Raw genomic sequence first — 23,786 nt, forward strand, 5'->3', positions numbered from 1 at the left:
CCGCGCTTGTCTCAGCGCTTGTATGCCTGCAGGCCCGGCTTGATCGTCTTGTCGTCGAGGAACTGCTTCAGCCCCTGCTCGCGGCCGCGCTCCGGATCGCGCAGTTGCGCCTGGTCGAGCTTCGCATACAGGTAATCCTCGCACTGCTCCCACGTGAGTTCGCGCGAACGCTTGAAGCCGTGCTTCGCCGCGCGCAGCACGACCGGGTTCTTGTCCATCAGCCGCGCGGCGAGCGCGATCGTCGCGTCGCGCAGTTCGGCCAGCGGCACGCTGCTGTTCACGAGGCCCATCTCGGCCGCTTCCGCGCCGGTGAACGTATCGCCGGTCATGATGTAGTGCAGCGCTCGGCGGTGCCCGACCGTATCGGCCATCGCCTTGCTGACGAGGTTGCCCGGCGGGATGCCCCAGTTGATCTCCGACAGCCCGAACACCGCGTCGTCCGCCGCGATCGCGAGGTCGCACGCGACGAGCGGCGAGAACCCGCCGCCGAAGCACCAGCCGTTCACCATCGCGATCGTCGGCTTGTTGTACATCCGCAGGCGACGCCACTGCCATTCCGACGCGTCGCGGCGCACCTTTTCCTGCAGCGCGTCGGAGCCGCCGTCGATCTCGCGGAAATATTCCTTCAGATCCATGCCGGCCGTCCACGCGGCGCCCGCGCCGGTCAGCACCAGCACCTTCGCCTCGTCGTCGAACTCGACCGCGTCGAGGACTTCCAGCATCTCCCGGTTCAGCGTCGGGCTCATTGCGTTGCGCTTCTCGGGGCGATTCAACGTGACCCATGCGATGCCGGCCTCCACTTTCACTTCAACGGTCTGCCAGCGATTGTCGTACTTGCTCATGTCTGTTCCTGTCGTTCGTTTCCAGTGCGATTCGGTGCGCAGCATCCCCGCTGCGGACGACTTCATTTAATATCAGGCTACCTGATATTGCAAGCGGCACGAGCGCCGGTGTAAACCCGGAGCGGAACGCGGAGAAAGCGGCGGGGAAATCAGGGGGCGGTCGGGTGGCCGCCGATGGCGTGGACGAAGCGCGCGCGGGTCTCGCGGGCCCGCGTCGTGGAAATCGGGGCTGCGGTCAGCCGCGCAGGTTGCGCGAGAACAGTTCGAGCGCGCGCTGCACGTGCGCGGCGTCGTCGGCCGGGATGTCGCCGAGCATGCGTGCCTCGACCGGCCGCAGCGCGGCTTCGCATTCGCGCAGCATCGCCGCGCCCGCGTCGGTCAGCGTCAGCAGGATGATGCGGCCGTGCGACGGGTCGGCTTCGCGCGTGACGAAACCGCGGGCGGCCATCACGCTCATCACCTCGTTCGCCGATTGCGGCGTGATCCACGAGCGCTCGGCCAACTGCGCGTTCGACGATGCGCCGCGCGCCTCCAGCACCGACAGCGCCGTGTATTGCGCGAGCGTGATGCCGAGCGGTGCGAGCGCGTCGGTCATGTGACGGCGCAGCAGCCGGTCGAGGCCGCCGATCACGTAGGTCAGGCGCTGTTGCACGCGCGGCTTCGGCTTGTCGGCCGGCGCACGGGCGTTCTTCGCCGCGTTCTTCACGGCGCTTGCCGTGGCGCTCGTCGCGGCGTTTTTCGGATTCGCGGGCTTGGTCGGAGTGGAACTCATGGCGCGTGCTGGATGGAATTGCGAGCCATCTTACCAGCAGGCAGAAAGAGGAAACGCATGTCGGAACATCGGCCTCGACGCCCATTCATGTTCGCCGCGGAATCATATAAGTACGAATTTATCGGTCGATCTACTAATCAAATTATCGAAAACGGCTGGTTTCCCATCTTGAAAATTGTGTGGCGCGCGGTGTCGAGGTAAAAGAACGGCTTCATTCCTCGCACGAGTCATCGATGAAGAACGCACAAGGCCGCGACATGATTCGCCTGGGAGACGTCACCGATCATGGCGGCACCGTCATCGAAGCCGCCGATGATCTCAAGCATCTCGGCATTGGCGTGGCACTGGCCGGACACGGCGTGACCTGCCCGACATGCGGCGGCGTCTTTCCGCTGCTGGCGAGCGGCCCGCGCACGCATTGCGGCCGCCGGGTCGGCTATCTCGGGGACAAGACCGCGTGCGGTGCCACGGTCGTCGGTGCATGACGCACGAGGTTCGAAATCATGTCGATCCTGAACCCGACCCGTACGCTGTCCATCTCCGGCGCCGCGATACCCACTTTCGGGATGGATGCGCTCCCGGTATTGGTTCCGGCGCGATTGCAAGGCACCGAAGCCATCGGTCGTATTGAAGAATGCCGTTATCTCGTGACACTGCGAACCGACGATGCTTACGCATTTTCTCCGAGCGCTGCGGCCAATCTCGATCTGGATAAACTAGTCGGCACCGAAGTCACCGTTTACATCCAACTCGACGGCAAAGGCCGTTTCATTCCCGGGTTGGCGGACAATAACGAACTCGACAATATCGGCGCCGGCACGCGCGAAATCACCGGGCTGGTCGAAGCGGCACGGATTGTCGGCCAGGACCAGGATTCGATCCTGTACGAACTCGAATTGCGCCCGTGGCTCTATCGCGCGACGCTGACGCAAGACAGTCGGCTCTTTCAGGAAATGAACGTCGTCGAGATCACCGACGCCGTGCTGTCGAAGTATCCGTACAGGGTCGACAAGCGTCTGGCGGGCGCATTCCACGGGGATTATCCGAAACGCGACGTACAGCGTCAGGCATTCGAGTCGGACTGGGCGTTCCTGCAACGACTGTGGGAAGAATGGGGCATCTGGTGGTGGTTCGAGCACGATGACGGCCATCATCGCCTGGTCCTGTGCGACACGATCGGCGGTCATCACGCCCACGGTCCTGCCTATGCGACGCTGCGCTACCTGCCGCCGGACAGCAAGCAAATCGACGAAGAGCACGTTCATGCGCTGTCGGTAACCAGCCGACTCACGGCCGGCCGTGTGACCGTGACGGACTATGACTACACGCGCCCGCGCGCGACGCTGGCGGTTACCGAGGAAAACCCGCGCGACACGGCAAGCGCCGACTCGGAAATCTACGCGTGGGGCCGCTACAGCCAGCCGCTGGCGGGTGCACAAGGTCTCGCCGGCCAGCCCAACGATACGGATCTGGAAGCGCGTCACCTGGCTTGCGTACAGCTTGACGCACAACGCTGTGCGGGGCTGCGCGCGAAGGGCGCAGGCAATCTGCGCGGGCTGACTGTCGGTCGCACATTCACGTTGACCGGATACCCGCAGCAATCCGCGAACCGTGAATATGTGGTCGTGTCCTGCGCGCTCGACATAGAGGAAATCGGAGTCCGCACTGGCGGCGCGCAAACGTACCGCGTCGATACGCAATTCGAACTGCTACCGGCGAATGAACCATTCCGCCTGAAGCGCAGTGTCGACAAGCCCGTGTTGAGCGGCCCCGAGAAGGCCGTCGTCGTCGGCCCTGCCGGACAGGAAATCCAGACGGATCAATACGGTCGGGTCAAGGTGCAGTTCGAATGGGACCGTCAAGGCACGCACGACGAGCGCTCGGGAATCTGGCTGCGCGTGTTGTCGCCATGGCAAGGCATCGACCTGGGCGCCACGTTCATCCCCCGGATTGGCCATGAGGTGGCCGTCATGCACTACTACGGCGATCCGGATTTGCCCGTCATTGCCGGTAGCGTCGTGAATGCGTTTCGTCAGCCGGCACTGGATTTGCCGCACAACCAGGGCGTGTCGATACTGCGCGGCCGCGAGCACCACGGCACGGCATCCGGTCACGTCGCGATCGACGACACACAGGGGCAAATTCATACACAGATTGCGAGCGATGCCGGCACATCGCAGCTCAGTCTCGGCAACCTGCGGCGCATGCTGAAAAAGCGGGGGCGTGCCGAGGCGCGCGGCAGGGGCTTCGATCTGCGCACCGACGATTGGGGTGTGATGCGGGCGTTGAAAGGGCTGTTCGTCACGACAGATGGGCAAGCCGACGGCGCGGGCCACGCGAAAGACGCGAAGGAGGCGATCGGTCGGCTGACGGCGGCGCTGGATCTGCAAGAGAGCCTGTCCTCGCTGGCTCAACGGCACGACGCGCAACGACACGGCGCTGATCAGAGCGAAGTCGTCAACGCCATCCACGCGCGCAACGATGCGATCAAGGGCAATCCATCAGCGGATCCGGACCACTTTCCCGAACTCACCGAAGCCGACATCGTGCTCGCCGGACCGGCAGGCATCAGTCTGGCCGCCGAGCGCAGCGCCCATATCGCCAGCAACGAGGATGTGGCCGTGACGAGCGGCCGGCATGTCGGCCTGGCGGTCGGCCGATCGCTGTTCGCCAGCGTAGCGAACACGTTCGCGCTGTTCGTGCACAAGGCGGGCATCGCATTGATCGCCGCCGGCGGCAAGGTACGTGTCGAAGCGCAGAACGACGGGATCGATCTGACGGCCAAGCGTGCGATCCGGATCACCAGCACGGCCGACAGTATTCATCTGCACGCGGCGAAGGAAATCGTGCTGCACGCCGGGAGTACGGAGGTCTGCATCAGCGAACGCGGTTACGTCGTGCGCACGGCCGGCGAGCATACGGTCCATGCCGGCAGTCATCAGACGGACACCGCGCGGTTGCGACCGATACGCTTTCCGGTCACGCCCGGCAATCCTGGGCGGTTTGCCGCGCACTTTGTGCTGATCGAGCACGGCAACGGGTTCGCGCTGCCGAATCAGCCGTACCGGATCACGCTCGACAACGGCCGAGTGATCGAGGGGGTAAGCAACGATCACGGCGAAACGGAGGTGGTAACGGACCACGAGGTCGCGTTCGGCATGGTCGAGATACTGGCCGCAAGCGACCCCGACAAGGTGATTGCCGTCAATCGGGTGGCAGTCGTACGCGACAACACGGTGCCCTATACCGCCAAGGCGCCGAATGCCGACAAACGGGCTACGAAGATTCGAGGCAAGACGGTCAGCACCCCGGAACAGGGAGCGACGTCGGAGAGTCAGCGGCCTGAGTTCGCGACCTGTGATCCGCTCAATTTTGGATTGCGCTTCCATCACTTCATCGACGGGGCGAAGCAGGGCGACGTCGATGCAGGTATGCCGGTGCGCCGGGATGTCGTGTATCCGGTGACGAAGGCGTATACGGCGGCGATCAAAAAGGCGCTCAAAGGGATTGAGTGGAGCCGGTTTCGTACGCTGAACGGCGGGATATCGGACGAAGTAAAGGATAGCGTCGCGCTTGCGGTTGGAAATGTATTGGATAGCGCGCTCGCAGCGGGCCCGTTTGGGCTACCCAAGGGTTCGTTAAGTAACCCGATAGGATCAACTGGCGCAACGCCCATTATCGATATTGTTAATGAAAGAGACGGCAATTCTCGATACAACATGCGCCCGGATGTAAGCGCGTCGTTTATCGGAAAATACTGGACGATAGCCATCCAAGAGAGAGAAATCGCGAAGATCGTTGCATCGTCGAACAATGCAGTTGCGCTGGATGGCACCTTGAAAGCCTTCGCGGATTTGCTTTATCACGAAGCGCGGCATTGCCAGCAAACATTCTGGATGATGGCCTTGCTTCAACAACATTCGAGCGACCATGCGACGTTCACGTGTGCAATGCAGACATATAAGACCAACTTTCTGCCGGAAATTTTTGAGGCCGCAGAGAAAGCAAAAATCCCCGACGATACACGAATTGCCACGGGACTTCATCGCATGTTGGTTTTCCACTATTACTGGATGATTTCTTACATCAAAAATCAACCAGGGGGCAGCTACGTAGAGCCCGACGTGCCGATTGCACAAGCCGAGGTGTGCAAGCTGTTGAGAGTGTCGCCGGAAACGGCGGCGAAGATGGTGAGTTTCGAAGAGGGATACCGGAGCCAGCTACATGAAGAAGATGCTTATGCGTGCGCGGAAGTGGTTCAAGCCTATTGGGATCGCCCTGATCGTGCTTTCGTGCGTAACCCCGGTACATGCACAGGAGAATACGATGCTTCACTTGACGCCATTGGGGGAAGGATTTGAAGTGCAGGCGACAGACGAGGAGCAGCGTGTCGTGCTGCGAACCATTCTCGAAACAGCCATGGCGATCCTGCGCGATGACACGCCATACGATCCGCAACATATTGCCTTTGGAACAAACTACACGACGTGGGCACGTCCTCCTGCAAAAGGGTTTCTCTATAAATACAAAAATCGTGCACTGCGCGGAACGAAGATCGAGTTTTCCACGGGTGCGGATCCGGAAGACTATAGCGACAATCGCGACAAAGTGAAAATTGTGCCGGGTGGGGTACGAATCGTCGTTGATGCGAGGGTCGCCAGCCTGGCTGACACGGAGATCAAATCGCTTCTGCAGTTGGAGGATTATTGGGTTGATTCACATGGGAATCGTTATTACGGAAACGAATTAATGGGTCGCACGCCGGACGCTCCCAACTTGCAATCCTTTCGCTACCGATCAAAAGACATTCCGGGTAGCAAATTCCCGATCGACGTCGACCTTGGTTACATAAATCCACTGGACGGATCATCTCCGCAGCAATTGTGGATAGTCTACATGCGCCGCGCATACAAAATCTTGACGCCGAACGAACGCAAGCAGCGCCGTCTCGAAGAGCAACGAGCGAAGCGCCACAAATACGGATTGATGAACCTTTGTACCGGCATGCTCTGCCCTGAAACGGGGATATGGCAGGGGTACAGCTCAACGTCGGAGTCGCATCGATTGTTCGTGCGAAAAGGGCAAACATTCCCCGAGGTTCGCAAGTTGACGCCGCAGGAGCAAGCACAACGAGCGCAATACACGAATCTCTTCGAACCCGGCCGATGGATGTGGCTGGAGGAATATGGCGACCCGCGGTGGACGCGGGAAGGATGACGTCGCGTCCGCGTTAGCCGTGCCTGCAGGGCGATCAGGTTTCCGCGCGGCTTCATGCTGCGCACGCCCTGCGCCCGAGCGCCGCTCACGGCGCGGCCGTTGATCGAACGGCCGCGTGCAAGGACGCCGCGAAATCTGATCGAGCGTTGTACCGAGAACCGGAAGCTGGCCAACCGGACTCAAGTCATCTCTTCCGGCCCGACCGTATCCTTTCCTTCCAGTCGGGACCGACCAGCGTCGATACCGGCTATTTACCCGACGAGCATCCCCGCGAACCGCGCCGTCGGCAGCCCCGCATAGCGCGTCTGCGCGACGAACACGCCACCTGCATGCACGTCGCCCGCCAGCGTGTCATCGCCGAGCCCGTCGCGCGCGCTCGTCACGTACAACCGGCCTTCACCATCGATCGCGACGCAGCTCGGCTGCGCGGTCGGCACTTCAACGCGATCCGTCTCGACCCCGTCCGGCCCATAACGCACCACCCGCCGGCCGCCCCACTGCGCATTCCACAGCCCGCCGTCGCGATCGATGATCGAGCCGTCCGGATCGCCGTGCGCATCGGTCAGCCGCGCGAACGACCGCACATTGGCCACATCGCCGCCCGCGCGGTAATCGCACACGAAAATCTCGCGCACCAGCGAATCGCAGAAATACATCTTCGACCCATCCGGCGAGAACCCGATGCTGTTCGCGATCGCGGCCGCCGGCAACGCGAGCCGTTCGAGTGTGAGATCGGGATTGAGCCGATAGAACCCACCCACCGCGCGCGGCGGCTCTGCGCCTTCGTCCTTCATCCCGAACACGAACGCGCCGGCCCCATCGCAGCGCCCGTCGTTCAACCGGGTCGGCAGATCGGGCTCGACGTCGACGATCCGCGTAAACGCACCGCTGCGCAGGTCAAAGAACGCGAGATGCGTCGCAAGCCCGACGAGCAGCACGTCCGGATCGTCGGTCAGCGCAAAACACGCGAGCCGCTCAGGCATCGCCCACTGCGCGAGGTCCGAACCGTCCGCGCGGCAGCGCCACAGCTGCGCGCCTTCGATGTCGACCCAGTACAGCGCGTGCGTCCTGTCGCACCACGTCGCGCCTTCGCCGAGCGTGTTTCGGCTGTCGGCCAGCAGCGTCGCCGCCGTGCCCGGATGAGTCTGTTGCATGCCGTCTCCCGATATTCGTCGTCTATGCAGGCGGCCGCGCGTGATCGAAGTCAGATCTTCATCGCGCGCCGCTGGTTGCGACGATACTGGTCGAACAGCACCGCGAGCAACAGAATTCCGCCGCGTATCAGATATTGGTAAAAGGTCGGCACGTTCAGCAGGCTCATCGCGTCCTGCACGGAGCCCATGATCAGCACGCCGACCAGCACGCCGGAAATCGTCGCGACGCCACCCGTCAGCGATACGCCGCCGAGCACGCACGCGGAGATCACGCCGAGCTCGAGGCCGACGGACGTCTTCGGGTCGCCGAGGCTCATCCGCGACGCGAGCATCACGCCGGCGAAGCCGGTCACGAGCCCTTGCAGCACGAACACGGCGATCTTGATGCGCATGACCGGCAGCCCCGCGAGCAGCGCGGCCTCGCCGTTGCCGCCGACGGCCAGCACGTTCTTGCCGAACACCGTCTTGCGCAGCAGGAAGCCGAACACGACGAAGCCGACGATGTTGCTCCAGATCGGAAACGAGATGCCGAGGAACGACCCGCCGCCGAGATCGAAGAAGCGTTCTTCCGAAATCATCACCGCGTCGCCGTTCGACGTGATGAACGCGAGCCCGCGCACCACTTCCATCATCGCGAGCGTGACGATCAGCGAGTTGATCCGGTAGCGCGCGATCAGCACGCCGTTCACGAGCCCCACCGCGCCGCCGGCGAGCACGCCTGCCGCGACACCGAGCACGATGCTGTGCGTCGCGGTGATCAGCGTCGACGCGACCACACCCGAGAACGCGACGATCGACGCGACCGACAGGTCGACTTCGCCGAGCGCCAGCACGAACATCATCGTCACCGAGATCGAACCGATCAGCGTGACCGACAGCAGCAGGCCCTGGATGTTGCGCGGCGTGAGAAAGTCCGGCACGGTCAGCGACAGCGTCGCGAACAGCACCAGAAACACCATCACGATGCCGGAGCGGTTGATCAGCTGCCATGCGCCGCCGCGCGCTCGCGCGGGCACGGCAGGGGTATCCGGGGTGGGGGAAGTACGTTGGGGTTGCATTGCCTGGCTCATAACGTTTGCTTTCCGGTTGACTGCGGGCCGCTAGCGCGGCAGCGCGAGCTTGATCAGCGCATCGGGCGTCGCCTGCGCCTTCGCGACCTCGCCCGCGATCCGTCCTTCCTTCATCACGACGATGCGGTCCGACACGCCGATCACCTCGGCCAGATCGCTCGACACGAGGATCACCGTGCGGCCCGCTTCCGCGAGTTCGTAGAACAGGTTGTAGATTTCCGCGCGCGCGCCGACGTCGATGCCGCGCGTCGGCTCGTCCATCAGGAACACGTCGATGCGCTCGGCCAGCCAGCGCGCGAGCACGACCTTCTGCTGGTTCCCGCCCGACAGCGCGCCGATCGGCGTTTCGCCGTCGCGGGTCTTGATCGCGAGACGCTCGATGTATTTCTGCGCGAGCTCGCGTTCGCGCCGCCCGTCGAGCAGCACGCGCGCCGGGCTGAAATGGCGGCGCGCGCTGATGTTCAGGTTGTCGGCCACCGACGCGATCGCGACGATGCCTTCCTGCTTGCGGTCTTCCGGGCACAGCGCGATGCCGGCGCGCACCGCGTCGCGCGGGCTGCCGAACGCCATCCGCTTGCCGTTCAGCTCGACGTGCCCGGCGCTCGGCCGCACCGCGCCGTACAGCAGCTTCATCAGCTCCGAGCGGCCCGCGCCGACGAGCCCGAAGAAACCGACGATCTCGCCGCGCCGCGCGGTGAACGACACGGGCTCGGCCAGCCCCGGCCCCGCCAGCCCCTTCGCTTCGATCAGCACGTCGCCGGCCGGGCGCGGCCGATAGCCGTACACGTCCTCGATCGAACGGCCGACCATGCAGCCGATCAGCCGGTCGCGGTCGAGATCGGCGACGGAATCGAACGTGTCGATGCGGCGGCCGTCGCGAAACACCGTCACGCGGTCGCACAGTTCGTACACTTCCTCCATCCGGTGCGTGACGTAGATGATCGCCCGGCCTTCCGCGCGCAGCGCGCGGATGATCCGGAACAGTTGCGTGGTTTCGCGCGCGGACAGCGAGCTCGTCGGCTCGTCGAACGCGATCACGCGCGCGTCGCGCATCAGCGCCTTGCCGATCTCGATCATCTGGCGCTGGCCGATCGACAGATACTTCACCGGGACGCCCGGATCGATGTGCTCACCGAGCCGCTCCAGCGCATCGAGCGCGCGGGCCGCGAGCGCACGCTCGTCGACCACGCCGAGCCGGCTCGGCAATTGCCCGAGCATCAGGTTTTCCGCGACCGTCAGCTCGGGCACCAGATGCAGCTCCTGGTAGATGATCGCGATGCCGGCCTCGAGCGCCGCGCGCGTCGACGCGAAGCGCTGCACCGTGCCGTTCAGTGTCAGCGTGCCGGCCTGCGGATGGTTCACGCCGGACAGCACCTTCAGCAGCGTCGATTTCCCCGCGCCGTTCTCGCCCATCAGGCCGTGCACCTCGCCCGCGCGCACCGACAGCGACACCGCGTCGAGCGCGCGCACGCCCGGAAACGTCACGGTGATGCCGTCGAGCGCGAGCAGCGGGCCGTCCGGCGGCGCACCCGCTTCGGCGTCGTGGCCGGGCACGGCCGTCATCGTCTGCATCGTCATCGCGTTCTCGCCTCGCCCCGCTCAGATACCGAGTTCGGCACGCACGGCCTGCCAGTTCGCGCGCGTCATCAGCTTGCCGCTCGTCTGCGTGTCGGCCGGCGGCGTCTTGCCGTTGCGGATCCAGTCGACGAGGTTCTGCGTGCTGTCCTTGCCGTGGTTCGTCGAGCTGACCGCGATCGTCCCGTAGAAGCCCGTCGGCTCCTTCTTCTGGAATTCGGCGAACGCCTCGCCCGCGCCGTTGATGCCGACGCCGATCACGTCGGCCGCCGGGATGTGCAGTTGCTCGGTCGCGCGCACCGCACCGAGCACGGTTTCCTCGTTCAGCGCGTAGATCACCCACTTCTTCACGTTCGGATGGCGGGCGAGCACCGGTGCCGCCGCGCTGAAGCCGCCTTCGTCGTCGGTCGTCTTCTGCGGCGCGTCGAAGATGTTCTCCTTGCGGAAGCCGTTCGCAAGCAGCGCCTGCGTCGCGCCGTCGGTGCGCAGCTTCGCGGTCGGCAGCTCGTAGTTCGTGATCCGCAGCGCGCCGACTTCCTCCGGTTTCCAGCCGCGCCGCTTCATCTCGTCGGCGATCGCCTGGCCGACCTGGTTGCCGATCTTCGTCGCCGACATCCCGAGGTGCGGCACGTTCGGCAGCGGCTTGCCGCTCGAATCGACGAGCTGGTCGTCGACGGTCACGAACTTCATGTTGTAGCGCTTCGCGCGCGACGCGATCGCCGGCCCGAGCCGCACGTCCGGCGCGCAGATCACGAAGCCTTGCGCACCTTGCGAGCCGAGGTTGTCGATCGCGGCCAGCACCTTCTCGCCGTCCGGCGTGCCGATCTTCACGACCGAGAAGTTCTCCTTCTGGCCGAGCGCGGACGCCGCATTCTGCTCGTTGATGAACCACGCCTGCTCCGGCATCTTCACGAGGAAGCCGATCTTCAGCGGCGCGTCGGCATGCGCGGCGCCCGTCATCCCGAGCGGCGCGATGCAGAGCGCGGCCAGCAGCGCGCGCAGGGTGTGTCGACGGATCGTGTGAGTCGTGCGGTTCATGGGTGTCTCCTTTGTATCGGCTGATGCCGTGATGCGTGTCGAAATATCAATCAATCGTCGCGTGCGCTTCATGCCGAAGCGCACGCAGGTTCAGCGGCCGAACGCGTCGGTCTGCACGCGCCGGCCGAACAGGAAGGCATCGGCGACGAGCCGCAGCGGCCGCACGTCGACGTCGCTTTCGCCACGCGCGATCAACGCGTGGAAATGCGCATACAGCGCCGGGTACTCGCGTTCCGGCCCGATCTCGATCGGCTCGCCCGCGATCGACAATTGCGCGCCGCCGCGGCTGATCGCGAGCACGCCGTCGGCCGTGTCGACCGCGATCTCCCATTGCTCGACCGGGCCGTGCCGCCAGTCGAATTCCGCGCGCACCGGCACACCGTCGGTATCCGCGCAATCGAGTTCGGCCGCGATCGGCATCTGGGCGTCGCTCGGTACGATCAGCGTCGCCTCGCGCAGCACGAGCTCGCGCGGCAGGATGCGCGTGACGATCGACAGCGCGTTGATGCCCGGATCGAACACGCCGAGGCCGCCCGGCTCCCAGATCCACTGCTGCCCCGGATGCCAGCGCCGCACGTCTTCCTTCCAGCGCACCTGCACCGCGCGGATCGTGCGCGTGGCGAGCCACGCGCGCGCCGGTTCCACCGCGCTCGCGCAGCGCGAATGCCAGGTCGCGAACAGCGTGAGTCCGCGCTCGCGCGCCAGCGCGTCCAGCGCGGCCACTTCGCCGAGCGTCGCGCCCGGCGGCTTCTCGAGCATCACGTGCTTGCCGGCTTCGAGCGCGGCGCGCGCCTGCGCGTAGCGCACCTGCGGCGGCGCGCACAGCGATACCGCGTCGAGTTCGGGCTCGGCAGCCAGCAGCGCGTTCAGATCCGGATAATTGCGCACGCCGTCGACTTCCGCGTGACGGCTCGCACAGGCAGTCAGCGCGAAGCCCGGTTCGGCGGCGATCGCCGGCAAATGCTGGTCGCGTGCGATCTTGCCGATCCCGACCACGCCCAGCGAAACTGGATGATTCATCGTGCGTCTCTCCTTCGCGAATCGCTCAGCGCGCCCAGCGCAGCACGAGCGGATCGAGCCGGCGCGCGATCGCGAGCAATTCCGCGCGCGTGTCCGGGTGCAGTTCCGGCATCGGATGCCGCGGCCGCTCGCACGCGATCACGCCGCCGGCGCGCATCAGCGCCTTCGCGGTGAGGATCCCGGACTGGCGGTTCTCGTGATTGATCAGCGGCAGCCACGTCTGGTAATGCGCGAACGCATCGTCGTGGCGGCCTTCGCGCCATGCTTCGAGGATTGGCCGGATGCCGTCCGGGAAACCACCGCCCGTCATCGCGCCGGTCGCGCCCGCATGGAGGTCGGCGAGCAGCGTGATCGCCTCCTCGCCGTCCCACGGCCCCTCGATCGCGTCGCCGCCGAGCCGGATCAGCTCGCGCAGCTTGTTCGCCGCACCCGGCGTCTCGATCTTGAAGTACGCGACCTGCTCGATCTCGCGCGCCATCCGCGCGAGGAACGGCGCGGACAACGGCGTGCCGCTCGCCGGCGCGTCCTGGATCATGATCGGGATGTCGATCGCATCCGACACGCGCGCGAAGAAATCGAAGATCTGCGCTTCCGGCACGCGGAACGTCGCGCCGTGATACGGCGGCATCGCCATCACCATCGCCGCGCCGAGCTGCTGCGCGCGCAGGCTGCGCGCCGCGCAGACCTGCGTGCTGTAGTGCGACGTCGTGACGATCACCGGCACGCGGCCCGCGACGTGTTCGAGGATCGTGCGGGTGAGCACGTCGCGTTCGTCGTCGGTGATCGCGAACTGCTCGGAGAAGTTCGCGAGGATGCACAGCCCGTCCGAGCCGGCGTCGATCATGAAATCGACCGCGCGCTTCTGGCTCGCGAGGTCGAGCTCGCCGGTGTCGGAAAACGTCGTCGGGACGACGGGGAAGATGCCGCGATAGCGCGGTGTGCTGCTCGATGTCATGGTGGGTCCTGCGTCAGTCGAATCGGCGTTCAGCCGGAAAACAAGGCGTTCAGGATTCGCGGGCGAATGCGCCCGCGGCCGGCTCGGGCGCGCGCAGCGCGGCCCGGACCACGAACGTCATCAGCACCGCGAACAGCAGCGTCGCCGCGAGAAAGTACAGGCCGGCCGCGAGGCTGCCGGTCGATGCCTTGATCAGCCCGATCCCGTACGGCCCGACGTAGCCGCCGAGATTCGCGAGCGAATTGATCGCGGCGATGCCGACCGCCGCGCTCGTGCCGGCCAGGAATTCGCCGGGCAGCGCCCACACGACGGCCTGGATCGAATACAGCGAGAACGCGGTGAAGCAGATGAACATGAATTGCAGCGCCGGCTGACGTACCCACGCGCTCGCGGCCATCGTCACGGCGGCAGCCGCCGACACGACGACGATGTGCCAGTAGCGCTCGCGCTTGCGATCCGAATGGCGCGGCACGACGAGCAAGCCGACCACCGCGAACAGGTAGGGCACGGCGGACAGCAGGCCGGTGATCGCATCGCCGGCGCCGAACGCATGGATGATCGTCGGCAGCCACAGCGACAGCCCGTAGATGCACAGCGGGAACGGCAGGAACAGCGCGGCGAGCAGCAGCACGCGACGGTCGCGCAACGCGGCGAGCGGATTGCGGTGCGAATCGGGACGATAGGCGTCGCGGTCGGCGGCCAGCTGCCGCGCGATCCAGCGGCGTTCGTCGTCGTTCAGCCAGCGCGCATGCGCGGGCGATTCGGGCAACAGCCGCAGCGTCGGCCACGCGAGCAGCACGGCCGGCAAGCCGCTGACGACGAACAGCGTCTGCCAGTCCGACAGGCCGAGCCACCCGTGCGTCGACAGCAGCCATCCGGCGAGCGGCCCGGTCACGATGCCGGCGAGCGGTTGCGCGAGCACGAGCAGACCGATCACGCGGGCGCGGTCGCGCATCGGGAACCATTGCGTCAGGAAGTACAGGATGCCGGGATAGAGGCCGGCTTCCGCCGCGCCGAGCAGGAAGCGCAGCACGTAGAAGCTGGTCGGCCCGTGCACGAGCGCCATCGCCATCGTGATCACGCCCCACGTCGCGAGGATGCGCGCGAACCAGACGCGTGCGCCGAAGCGTCCGAGCGCGAGGTTGCTCGGCACCTCGCACAGGAAGTAGCCGATGAAGAACAGTCCCGCGCCGAGCCCGTACGCGGCGTCGCCAAGGCCGATCGCGGCGTTCATGTGGAGCTTCGCGAAGCCGACGACGGTACGGTCGACGTAGGCAACCACGTAGATCAGCGCGAGAAACGGCACCAGCTTGCGCGTGAGCAGGCGGGTCAGTTGCCGTTCGTCGACGGCTGCCGGCGAATCGGACTGTTCCGCCGCGGCCTGCGCGGGCGTGTACTGCGTCGTCATCTTGTCTCCTGTCGGCCCACGTTAGCGCTTTAGCGCTTACGTGGGCCCCATGCTTCGCGGTCGGCCCACGTTGGCGCTTTAGCGCTTACGTGGGCCCCATGCTTCGCGGTCGGTCTGCGTTAGCGCTTTAGCGCTTATGCAGACCCCATGCTTCGCGGTCGGCCCACGTCAGTGCTTTACCGCTGACGCTGGGCCGCGTATCTGCACAACGGGCTATACCGCCCGCCGCTCAATGCGAATGGCTAGGCACGTCCGCGCCGCGCATGCCGACCAGAAAATCGAGGTCGCAGCCCTCGTCGGCCTGCAGCACGTGATCGATATACAGCCGTGCATAGCCGCCCTTGCCGAGCTGGCCGGCCACGCCCGGCGCCGCGGTCGGATCGACGTCCGACAGGCGGCGCTGCAACTCTTCATCCGTAATGTCGAGATGCAGCGTGCCGGCCTCGCAGTCGAGCTCGATCCAGTCGCCGTTGCGCACGGCTGCGAGCGGCCCGCCGGCCGCGGCTTCCGGCGCGACGTGCAGCACGACCGTGCCGTATGCGGTGCCACTCATCCGCGCATCGGAAATCCGCACCATGTCCTTCACGCCCTGGCGCAGCAGCTTCGGCGGCAGCCCCATGTTGCCGACTTCGGCCATGCCCGGATAACCGCGCGGCCCGCAGTTCTTCAGCACCATCACCGAGCTCGCGTCGATGTCGAGCGCTTCGTCGTTGATCGTCGCCTTGTAGTGGTCGAGGTTCTCGAACACCACCGCGCGGCCGCGATGCTTCAGCAGTTCGGGGCTCGCCGCCGACGGTTTCAGCACCGCGCCGCGCGGCGCGAGATTGCCGCGCAGGATGCGGATCCCGCCGTCCGCGATCAGCGGCCGGTCGAGCGGACGGATCACTTCGTCGTCGTAGTTCGGCGCTTCGCGTACGTTGTCCCACAGCGACTTGCCGTTCACGGTCAGCGCGTCCGGGTGCGGCAGCTGCCCGCCTTCGCCGAGCCGGCGCAGCACGGCCGGCAGCCCGCCCGCGTAATAGAACTCCTCCATCAGGAAGCGCCCCGACGGCATCAGGTCGACGATCGTCGGCGTGTCGCGGCCGATGCGCATCCAGTCTTCCAGTTCGAGCGGCACGCCGATGCGGCCGGCGATCGCCTTCAGGTGGATCACCGCGTTCGTCGAGCCGCCGATCGCCGCGTTCGTGCGGATCGCGTTCTCGAACGCGGCGCGCGTCAGGATCTTCGACAGCACGAGCCCTTCGAGCGCCATCTCGACGATGCGGATGCCCGACATGTGCGCGAGCACGTAGCGGCGCGAATCGACGGCCGGAATCGCCGCGTTGTGCGGCAGCGCGACGCCGAGCGCCTCGGCCATGCACGCCATCGTCGATGCGGTGCCCATCGTGTTGCAGGTGCCGGCCGAGCGCGACATGCCGGCTTCGGCCGACAGGAAGTGATGCACGTCGATCTCGCCGGCCTTCAGCGCTTCGTGCAGCTGCCACACGGCCGTGCCCGAACCGATGTTCTTGCCTTCGAGCTTGCCGTTCAGCATCGGGCCGCCCGACACGACGATCGCCGGCACGTCGCAGCTCGCCGCGCCCATCAGCAGTGCGGGCGTCGTCTTGTCGCAGCCGGCGAGCAGCACGACCGCGTCGATCGGGTTGCCGCGGATCGCTTCCTCGACGTCCATCGACGCAAGATTGCGCGTGAGCATCGCGGACGGCCGCAGGTTCGATTCACCGTTCGAGAACACCGGGAACTCGACCGGGAAGCCGCCCGCTTCCGAGATCCCGCGCTTCACGTGCTCGGCGAGCTTGCGAAAGTGCGCGTTGCACGGCGTCAGTTCGGACCACGTGTTGCAGATGCCGATGATCGGCCGGCCGTCGAATTCGTGATCGGGAATGCCCTGGTTCTTCATCCAGCTCCGGTACATGAAGCCGTTCTTGTCGTTCGTGCCGAACCATTGAGCGGAGCGCAGCCTGGGTTTTGTTGCCGACATCGTCAGTCCTGTGGTGACGGGATACCGGCGCAGTCTAGGCAGAATTTTGATAACTGGCTAATGACGATTTAGGCGATTACGATATCGATTCAGATATCGATATAAACCCGTACGATGACCGAAGCCAGCCCGTGGGGAAACCGCGCCCGCCTGAAGACGCGCCAGTTGCTGCTGCTCGTCGCGCTCGCCGACGAAGGCAGCATTCATCGCGCGGCGGCCGCGCTGAACATGACGCAGCCGGCCGCGTCGAAGCTGCTGCGCGAGCTCGAGGAATCGATCGGCGCGGTGCTGTTCGAGCGGCTGCCGCGCGGGATGCGGCCTACGCTGTACGGCGACGCGCTGATCCGCCACGCGCGCGCGGCGCTCGGCAGCCTCGACCAGGCGCGCGAGGAGCTGGCCGCGCTGAAGGCCGGCCATCTCGGCCACGTGGCGGTGGGCGCGATCACGTCGCCGGGCCTGCGGCTCGTGCCGCCGGCCGTCGCCGCGGTGAAGGGCACGCATGCGGGCCTGCACGTATCGGTCGAGATCGACACCAGCAACGTGCTGCTCGAACACCTCGCGCAGGAAAAGATCGACATCGTGCTCGGCCGGCTGTCCGCCGAACACGACAAGCTGCGCCTGCGCTACGAGCCGTTGACCGGGGAATCGGTGGCCACCGTCGTGCGGCCCGGCCACCCGCTGCTCGCGCAGGCGCCACTGTCGCTCGCGGACGTGCAGCGCGCCGCGTGGGTCGTGCCGCCGGCCGGCAGCGTGCTGCGCCACCGCTTCGAGCTCGTGTTCCAGCGCGCAAGCCTCGCGCCGCCGGCGAACGTCGTCGAGACGGCAGCGCTGCTGTTCATCACGCAACTGATCGAGCAGAGCGACATGATCGCGGTGCTCGCCGAGGACGTCGCGCACTACTACGCGCGGCACGGCATCGTCACGGTGCTGCCGCTGGAGATGGACTGCCGGATGGACGATTTCGGGCTCATCACGCGCACCGACCGGCTGCATTCGCCGGCCGTCGCGGTGATGGTCGACGCGATTCGGGCCGCGGCGCGGGAGGTTTACGGCGTCGTGCCGTGACCGCGCGGTCGCGATTTCCTACTCCGCGGCAAACCCGACTACCGGTTCGCAGCGAATCGGGAAGTTGACCGAATTCGCGATGTAGCACTTCGCATGCGCATCGTGATGCAGATGCGCGGCCCGGTCACGATCGTCGCCGGCCCGGATCGTCACCTGCGGGCGCAGCACGATTTCGGTGAAGCGCCCCGCTCCGGCGCCGTCGAGCATCGTGCCTTCCGCGTGGTCGACGTAGGCCAGCACGCGGATGCCGGCCTCGGAACACAGGTGCAGATACCACAGCTTGTGGCATGCCGACGCCGACGCGAGCAGCAGGTCTTCGGGGTTCCAGCGCGCCGCGTCGCCGCGGAACGCCGGGTCCGACGAACCGGGGATATCCGGCTTGGAACCGGCGCGGATCACGTGATCGCGGCCGTACTCGCGATACCCCGACGTGCCGGTGCCGCGATTGCCCGTCCACTCCACCGCGACGCGATAGTGATGTTCGCCCGATGCCATCTCGCTCTCCATTGATGTCGGTTGCCTTGATCGGGCCAAACGCCGTTGCGTGAGGCCCGCCGATGGTCGCCATTCTGGCACTGGATCGACGCTTGGTATACCATTATTCCAAATTGACGGAACACGCAGGCATGGAAGCCAAACTCGACTCCACGGCGGACGCGGTCGCCGCGTCGCTGCGCGACATGATCATCAACGGCGAGCTGGCGGCCGGCGAGCGGCTCGTCGAGCGCGATCTGGCCGAGCGGTTCGGCGTCAGCCGGATTCCGATGCGCGAGGCGATCCAGCGGCTCGAACACGAAGGCTTGCTCGATATCTTCAGGAATCGCGGCGCGGTCGTGCGGATGCTGAGCGCGTCGGACGTGCAGGAAATCTACGATCTGCGCGCGCTAATCGAAGGCGATGCGATCTATCGCAGCGTGAAGCGGCTCGACGACGAAACGCTCGCGCGCGCCGAACTCGTGCATCGGCTGCTCGGCGATGCAACCGGGCCGCGCCGGCAAGGCGAGCTGAACCGCGAATTCCACGCGTTGCTGTATGGGTGCTGCGGCAACGCACGGCAGTTGAAGTCGATCGCGGAGCTGCGCAGCCAGGTCGAACGTTACGAGCGCCTGCAGGCCACGCTGCTCGCGGATACACCGTCGTTTCAGGTCGAGCACGAAGAGATTCTGCAGGCATGTCGCGAACGCAATGCGCGGGCGGCACGCGCGATGACCGTCGCGCATCTCGATTCGGCGCGACGCATCGTGCTGCGGCTCGTCAAAGGCGGTTGAGGCGGGCGCGCGACCGCTCGCGCCCGGCTATCCCGCGTGCGGTACCGGCCCGGTGGTGCCGCGCACCCTCAGCGTCGGCGGCGACGCGATCCGCACGCGCGATGCGTCGTCGCCCTGCCCGCCCGCCTCGCGCAGCGTATTGAGCAATTCGACCGCGATGCCGGCCGCTTCGGCGGTCGGGATCGCGACGGTCGTCAGCGTGGGCCGCGTGTCGCGGGCGAGATGGATGTCGGTGATGCCGACGATCGACAGATCGTCGGGCACGCGCCGGCCGCGGTCGGCCGCCGCATGCATCGCGCCGATCGCCGGCAGGTCGTTGGTCGCGACGAGCGCGGTCAGCTCGGGATGCGCATCGAGCAACTGCCCGGCCGCGCGCACGCCGCCCTCGATCGAATCGTGCCCGGCGCCGACGCGCGTCGCGTCCAGCCCGGCTTCGCGCAGCACGTCGACGCAACCATCGTAGCGCGCGGCCTGCACGCCATTTGCCGACCCGCCGACGATCGCGCCGATCTCGCGATGGCCGAGTTCGAGCAGATGCCGCGTCGCGATCCGCCCCGCCTCGCGGAAGTCCACCGCCACGCACGGCAAGCCCGGCGGCGGCGCCTCGGGCCGCTCCCAGAGGCACAGCACGACCGGCACGCCGCGCTGCGCGACGTCGAGCAGATCCGGCAGGTGCAGGTTCGCGTTGGTCACGAGAATCCCTTCGGAGATCGTGCCGGCGATCTGGTCGAGATACGCACGCCCCTGCAACGGATCTTCGTTCGTGTTGCAGACGATCAGGAACTGCCCGTTGCGGCGCACCGCGCGCTCGACCGCCAGCGCGAACTCCGGATAGAACGGATTCGCGATGCTCGACACCATCAGCGCGACCGTCGGCGCGCGCCCTTCCGCCAGCGCCCGCGCGGCGAGATGCGGCCGATAGCCGAGCGCATCGACCGCTTCGAGCACCCGCGCCCGCGTCGCGTCGCCCACCCGGCCGCGGTCGCGCAACACGTTCGACACCGTCGCGGCCGTCACGCCGGCGCGGCGCGCCACTTCATCCAGTGTTGCCATCGTTTGCCCACTATATGAGACGTCGATCCAGTATTTGCTTCGCTCACCGAAGCGGCGCACTATCGCCGCACACCTTGCCGCCCGACCGACGGGCGCGACTCGGCCGCGATCGCATCGCCCCTTTTTTTGATCGCGATGATTAAGCGCTTAATCAAGCAGTACGGCGCATTAAAACATGGAGCGGAGACAATGGCGAGCATCTCGATGCGACGCGTGCAGAAAGCCTACGGCGAGCACGCGCCGGTCATTCGCGACGTCGATCTGGAGATCGGCGCGCACGAGTTCTGCGTGTTTCTCGGGCCGTCCGGATGCGGGAAATCGACGCTGCTGCGCATGATCGCCGGGCTCGAGGATCTGAGCGCGGGCGAACTGTCGATCGACGGCCGCCGCGTCGACGACGTGCCGGCCGCCGAGCGCGGCGTCGCGATGGTGTTCCAGAGCTACGCGCTGTTTCCACACATGACGGTGTACGAGAACATGGCGTTCGGGCTGAAGCTCGCGCGCGTGCCGAAGGCCGAGATCGACCGGAAGGTGCGCGACGCCGCGCGCATCCTGCAGCTCGACACGCTGCTCGAGCGCAAGCCGAAGGCGCTGTCCGGCGGCCAGCGGCAGCGCGTCGCGATCGGCCGTGCGATCGTGCGCGAGCCCGGCGTGTTCCTGTTCGACGAACCGCTGTCGAACCTCGACGCGGCCTTGCGCGGCCAGACCCGCATCGAGATCGCGCGGCTGCATCGGCAGTTCGAACGCGCGAGCGTCGTCTACGTGACACACGACCAGACCGAGGCGATGACGCTCGCCGACAAGATCGTGCTGCTGCACGCCGGCGCGGATACCGCGCAGCACGGCAGCATCGCGCAGGTCGGCGCGCCGCTCGACCTCTACCACCATCCGGCCAGCCGCTTCGTCGCGGGCTTCATCGGCTCGCCGCGGATGAACTTCCTGCCGGCCGTCGTGACCGCGTGCGACGCGCGTCGCACGACCGTCACGCTCGTGCCGTCCGGCGAAACCTTCGTGCTGCCGCGCGACGGCTCGGCGCTCGGCGCCGGCGCCGCCGTGACGCTCGGCATCCGCCCCGAACACCTGACGCTCGGCGCCGCGCCCGACGCGACGACGCTCGCGCGCGACGTCGCGCTCGTCGAACGCCTGGGCGAGCAGACCTACGTGCACCTCGACCAGCCCGGCGGCACGGCATTGATCGCGAAAGTGCCCGGCAACGCGCCGGTGCGCACCGGCGAACGCATGCATGTGCACGCGCCGGCCGCGGCCTGCCACCTGTTCACCGAAGACGGCCGCGCGGTGCCCGCGTGCGCCGATCTTCCCGTCCACCACTACGCATAAGGATCGGGCATGCGCCTCGGAGTCTGCTACTACCCGGAACACTGGCCGGAATCGATGTGGGCCGACGACGCCCGCCGCATGAAAGCGCTCGGCATCGAGCAGGTGCGGATCGCCGAATTCGCGTGGAGCCGCATCGAGCCGTCGCCGGGCGAATACGACTGGGGCTGGCTCGACCGCGCGGTCGACGTGCTCGGCGCGGCCGGCCTTGAGATCGTGATGTGCACGCCGACGGCCACGCCGCCGAAATGGCTGATCGACCGCCATCCCGACATCCTCGCGATCGGCGCCGACGGCCGGCCACGCGCGTTCGGTTCGCGCCGGCACTACGATTTCTCGTCGCCGACCTATCTCGAAGCGTCGCGCCAGATCTGCACGGCGGTCGCCGAACGCTACGGCCGCCATCCGGCCGTGCGCTACTGGCAGACCGACAACGAGCTGGGCTGCCACCAGACCGTCGTCAGCTATTCGCCGGCCGCGCTCGTGCGCTTTCGCGAATGGCTGAAAGCGCGCTACGGCACGATCGACGCGCTGAACCGCGCGTGGGGCACCGTCTTCTGGAGCATGGAGTATCGCCATTTCGACGAAGTCGACGCACCCGTGGGCACCGTGACCGAAGCCCATCCGTCGCATCGCCTCGACTACCGGCGCTTCGCGTCCGACGAGCTCGCGCGCTATCACCGGATGCAGGTCGACGTGATCCGTGCGCACTCGCCGGGCCGTGTCGTCGCGCACAACTTCATGCAGCTGTTCACCGAGTTCGACCACTACGAAGTCGCGCGCGACCTCGACGTCGCGACGTGGGACAGCTATCCGCTCGGCGCGCTCGAGGAGCTTTGGTTCGCGCCAGACGTGAAGGCGCGCTGGCTGCGCACCGGCCATCCCGATTTCGCGTCGTTCAATCACGATCTGTACCGCGGCATGTCGAAGCTGCCGTTCTGGGTGATGGAGCAGCAGCCGGGCCCGGTGAACTGGGCGCACTGGAATCCGGCGCCGCTACCGGGCATGGTGCGGCTGTGGAGCTGGGAAGCGTTCGCGCACGGCGCCGGCTGCGTGTCGTACTTCCGCTGGCGGCAGGCGCCGTTCGCGCAGGAGCAGATGCACGCGGGCCTGAACACACCCGACAACCAGCTCGACGAAGGCGGCCGTGAAGCGCAGCGCGTCGCGCAGGAGATCGCCGCCGTGCTCGACGCCGGCGCGGATGCCGACGCGAACGGCCCGGTGCGCGCGCCCGTTGCGCTGGTGTTCGACTACGAAGCGAAGTGGCTGTTCGAAGTGCAGCCGCAGGGCGCCGATTTCCACTACCCGCGTTTCGCGTTCGAGTACTACTCGGCGCTGCGCTCGCTCGGCCTCGACGTCGACATCGTTTCCGCGCACGCGCCGCTCGAAGGCTACCGGCTCGTCGTCGTGCCGCCGCTGCCGATCGTGCCCGACGATTTCGCGTCGCGGCTCGCCGCGTCGGGCGCGCACGCGGTGTTCGGCCCGCGCACCGGCTCGAAGACCGCCGACCTGCAGATTCCACCGGCGCTGCCGCCCGGCCCGCTCGCGTCGATCCTGCCGGTACGCGTGTGGCGCGTCGAATCGCTGCGTCCGAACGTGACCGAACGGATCGACGGCACGCTGCGCGACGGTTCGCCGCTCGCGGGCGAAGCGCGTCACTGGCGCGACCTCGTCGAATTGAGCGACGACGACGCACACCGCGTCGTGCGTGCACGCTTCGCCGACGGCCATCCGGCCTGCCTGTCGCACGGCACGCTGCACTACTGGGCCGCGCTGTTCGACGACGCGACCACCGCGCGACTGTTCGCCGAAGTCGCGGCCGAAGCCGGCCTGGCCCCGACGCCGCTCGGCGACACCGTGCGCGTGAGCCGGCGCGGCAGCCTGACTTACGTATTCAACTACGCGAGCACACCGCATGCGATCGACGGCGTACCGCCGTCCGCATTCGTGTTCGGCGCCGCGCAGGTCGAGCCGCAAGGCGTGGCCGTGTATCGAAGCCGTTCGTAGCAACCGCCCCGGCGCCGCCACGCGCC

The 23,786-nt window shown here is 66.5% G+C and carries 19 protein-coding genes; 7 read left to right on the top strand and 12 right to left on the bottom strand.

What is annotated here, in order from left to right:
* Positions 1-11: 11 nt before the first annotated feature.
* A complete protein-coding gene (locus CFB81_RS28020; RefSeq protein ID WP_011548805.1) occupies positions 12-842 on the bottom strand; it encodes a p-hydroxycinnamoyl CoA hydratase/lyase in 831 nt (276 codons plus the stop codon).
* A 235-nt stretch (positions 843-1,077) separates the two neighbouring features.
* Positions 1,078-1,614: a MarR family winged helix-turn-helix transcriptional regulator gene (locus CFB81_RS28025; protein WP_089437312.1), complete on the bottom strand. Its 537-nt coding sequence runs from the start codon at positions 1,612-1,614 to the stop codon at positions 1,078-1,080.
* A gap of 233 nt (positions 1,615-1,847) precedes the next feature.
* On the opposite strand from CFB81_RS28025, the gene CFB81_RS28030 reads away from it, so the two are divergent.
* From CFB81_RS28030 to CFB81_RS28040, 3 genes are read left to right on the top strand one after another with little or no spacing between them, the layout of a single operon-like run.
* Entirely contained in the window at positions 1,848-2,099 is a 252-nt protein-coding gene (locus CFB81_RS28030) for a PAAR domain-containing protein (RefSeq protein WP_089437313.1), read from the top strand.
* 18 nt (positions 2,100-2,117) lie between these two features.
* On the top strand, positions 2,118-5,975 hold the full coding sequence (locus CFB81_RS28035; RefSeq protein WP_089437314.1) for a type VI secretion system Vgr family protein: 3,858 nt from the start codon (positions 2,118-2,120) through the stop codon (positions 5,973-5,975).
* The gene (locus CFB81_RS28040; protein WP_256976349.1) at positions 5,941-6,831 is read left to right on the top strand and encodes a hypothetical protein; all 891 of its coding nucleotides are present in this window, start codon (positions 5,941-5,943) and stop codon (positions 6,829-6,831) included. The genes CFB81_RS28035 and CFB81_RS28040 overlap by 35 nt, the downstream gene beginning before the upstream one ends.
* 251 nt (positions 6,832-7,082) lie before the next feature.
* Here CFB81_RS28040 and CFB81_RS28045 read toward each other — a convergent pair whose 3' ends face one another.
* The 8 genes from CFB81_RS28045 to CFB81_RS28080 form a co-directional block, all read right to left on the bottom strand.
* Positions 7,083-7,985, bottom strand: a complete 903-nt coding sequence (locus CFB81_RS28045; RefSeq protein ID WP_089437316.1) for an SMP-30/gluconolactonase/LRE family protein — start codon at positions 7,983-7,985, stop codon at positions 7,083-7,085.
* Positions 7,986-8,035: 50 nt separating this feature from the next.
* Positions 8,036-9,055 (bottom strand): L-arabinose ABC transporter permease AraH, encoded by a 1,020-nt coding sequence (gene araH, locus CFB81_RS28050; protein ID WP_069621708.1) that lies wholly within the window; start codon positions 9,053-9,055, stop codon positions 8,036-8,038.
* A gap of 30 nt (positions 9,056-9,085) precedes the next feature.
* The gene (gene araG, locus CFB81_RS28055) at positions 9,086-10,633 is read right to left on the bottom strand and encodes an L-arabinose ABC transporter ATP-binding protein AraG (protein ID WP_089437317.1); all 1,548 of its coding nucleotides are present in this window, start codon (positions 10,631-10,633) and stop codon (positions 9,086-9,088) included.
* Positions 10,634-10,654: 21 nt separating this feature from the next.
* Positions 10,655-11,668: an arabinose ABC transporter substrate-binding protein gene (locus tag CFB81_RS28060; RefSeq protein WP_069621710.1), complete on the bottom strand. Its 1,014-nt coding sequence runs from the start codon at positions 11,666-11,668 to the stop codon at positions 10,655-10,657.
* Positions 11,669-11,758: 90 nt separating this feature from the next.
* The gene (locus CFB81_RS28065) at positions 11,759-12,688 is read right to left on the bottom strand and encodes a Gfo/Idh/MocA family protein (RefSeq protein ID WP_069621711.1); all 930 of its coding nucleotides are present in this window, start codon (positions 12,686-12,688) and stop codon (positions 11,759-11,761) included.
* Positions 12,689-12,713: 25 nt separating this feature from the next.
* Complete coding sequence (locus CFB81_RS28070; protein ID WP_089437318.1) at positions 12,714-13,643, bottom strand: dihydrodipicolinate synthase family protein; 930 nt, start codon at positions 13,641-13,643, stop codon at positions 12,714-12,716.
* 49 nt (positions 13,644-13,692) lie between these two features.
* The gene (locus tag CFB81_RS28075) at positions 13,693-15,051 is read right to left on the bottom strand and encodes an MFS transporter (RefSeq protein WP_089437319.1); all 1,359 of its coding nucleotides are present in this window, start codon (positions 15,049-15,051) and stop codon (positions 13,693-13,695) included.
* Positions 15,052-15,280: 229 nt separating this feature from the next.
* Entirely contained in the window at positions 15,281-17,032 is a 1,752-nt protein-coding gene (locus tag CFB81_RS28080) for an IlvD/Edd family dehydratase (protein ID WP_089437320.1), read from the bottom strand.
* Between the two features lie 114 nt (positions 17,033-17,146).
* Here CFB81_RS28080 and CFB81_RS28085 point away from each other — a divergent pair, with 114 nt between their 5' ends.
* Positions 17,147-18,097 (top strand): LysR substrate-binding domain-containing protein, encoded by a 951-nt coding sequence (locus tag CFB81_RS28085; RefSeq protein ID WP_069621715.1) that lies wholly within the window; start codon positions 17,147-17,149, stop codon positions 18,095-18,097.
* Positions 18,098-18,115: 18 nt separating this feature from the next.
* Here the strand turns inward: CFB81_RS28085 and CFB81_RS28090 are convergent, their stop codons facing one another.
* A complete protein-coding gene (locus CFB81_RS28090; protein ID WP_069621716.1) occupies positions 18,116-18,592 on the bottom strand; it encodes an OsmC family protein in 477 nt (158 codons plus the stop codon).
* Between the two features lie 131 nt (positions 18,593-18,723).
* Between CFB81_RS28090 and CFB81_RS28095 the strand changes: the two genes are divergently transcribed.
* Positions 18,724-19,365, top strand: a complete 642-nt coding sequence (locus CFB81_RS28095; protein WP_089437321.1) for a GntR family transcriptional regulator — start codon at positions 18,724-18,726, stop codon at positions 19,363-19,365.
* Between the two features lie 27 nt (positions 19,366-19,392).
* On the opposite strand, the gene CFB81_RS28100 is transcribed toward CFB81_RS28095, so the two are convergent.
* The gene (locus CFB81_RS28100) at positions 19,393-20,418 is read right to left on the bottom strand and encodes a LacI family DNA-binding transcriptional regulator (protein WP_089437322.1); all 1,026 of its coding nucleotides are present in this window, start codon (positions 20,416-20,418) and stop codon (positions 19,393-19,395) included.
* A 189-nt stretch (positions 20,419-20,607) separates the two neighbouring features.
* Here CFB81_RS28100 and CFB81_RS28105 point away from each other — a divergent pair, with 189 nt between their 5' ends.
* On the top strand, positions 20,608-21,756 hold the full coding sequence (locus tag CFB81_RS28105) for an ABC transporter ATP-binding protein (protein ID WP_089437323.1): 1,149 nt from the start codon (positions 20,608-20,610) through the stop codon (positions 21,754-21,756).
* A gap of 9 nt (positions 21,757-21,765) precedes the next feature.
* Positions 21,766-23,760: a beta-galactosidase gene (locus CFB81_RS28110; RefSeq protein ID WP_089437324.1), complete on the top strand. Its 1,995-nt coding sequence runs from the start codon at positions 21,766-21,768 to the stop codon at positions 23,758-23,760.
* Positions 23,761-23,786 lie beyond the last annotated feature (26 nt).

It is taken from the genome of Burkholderia sp. AU28863 (assembly GCF_002223195.1).
Classification (GTDB): Bacteria; Pseudomonadota; Gammaproteobacteria; order Burkholderiales; family Burkholderiaceae; genus Burkholderia; species Burkholderia sola.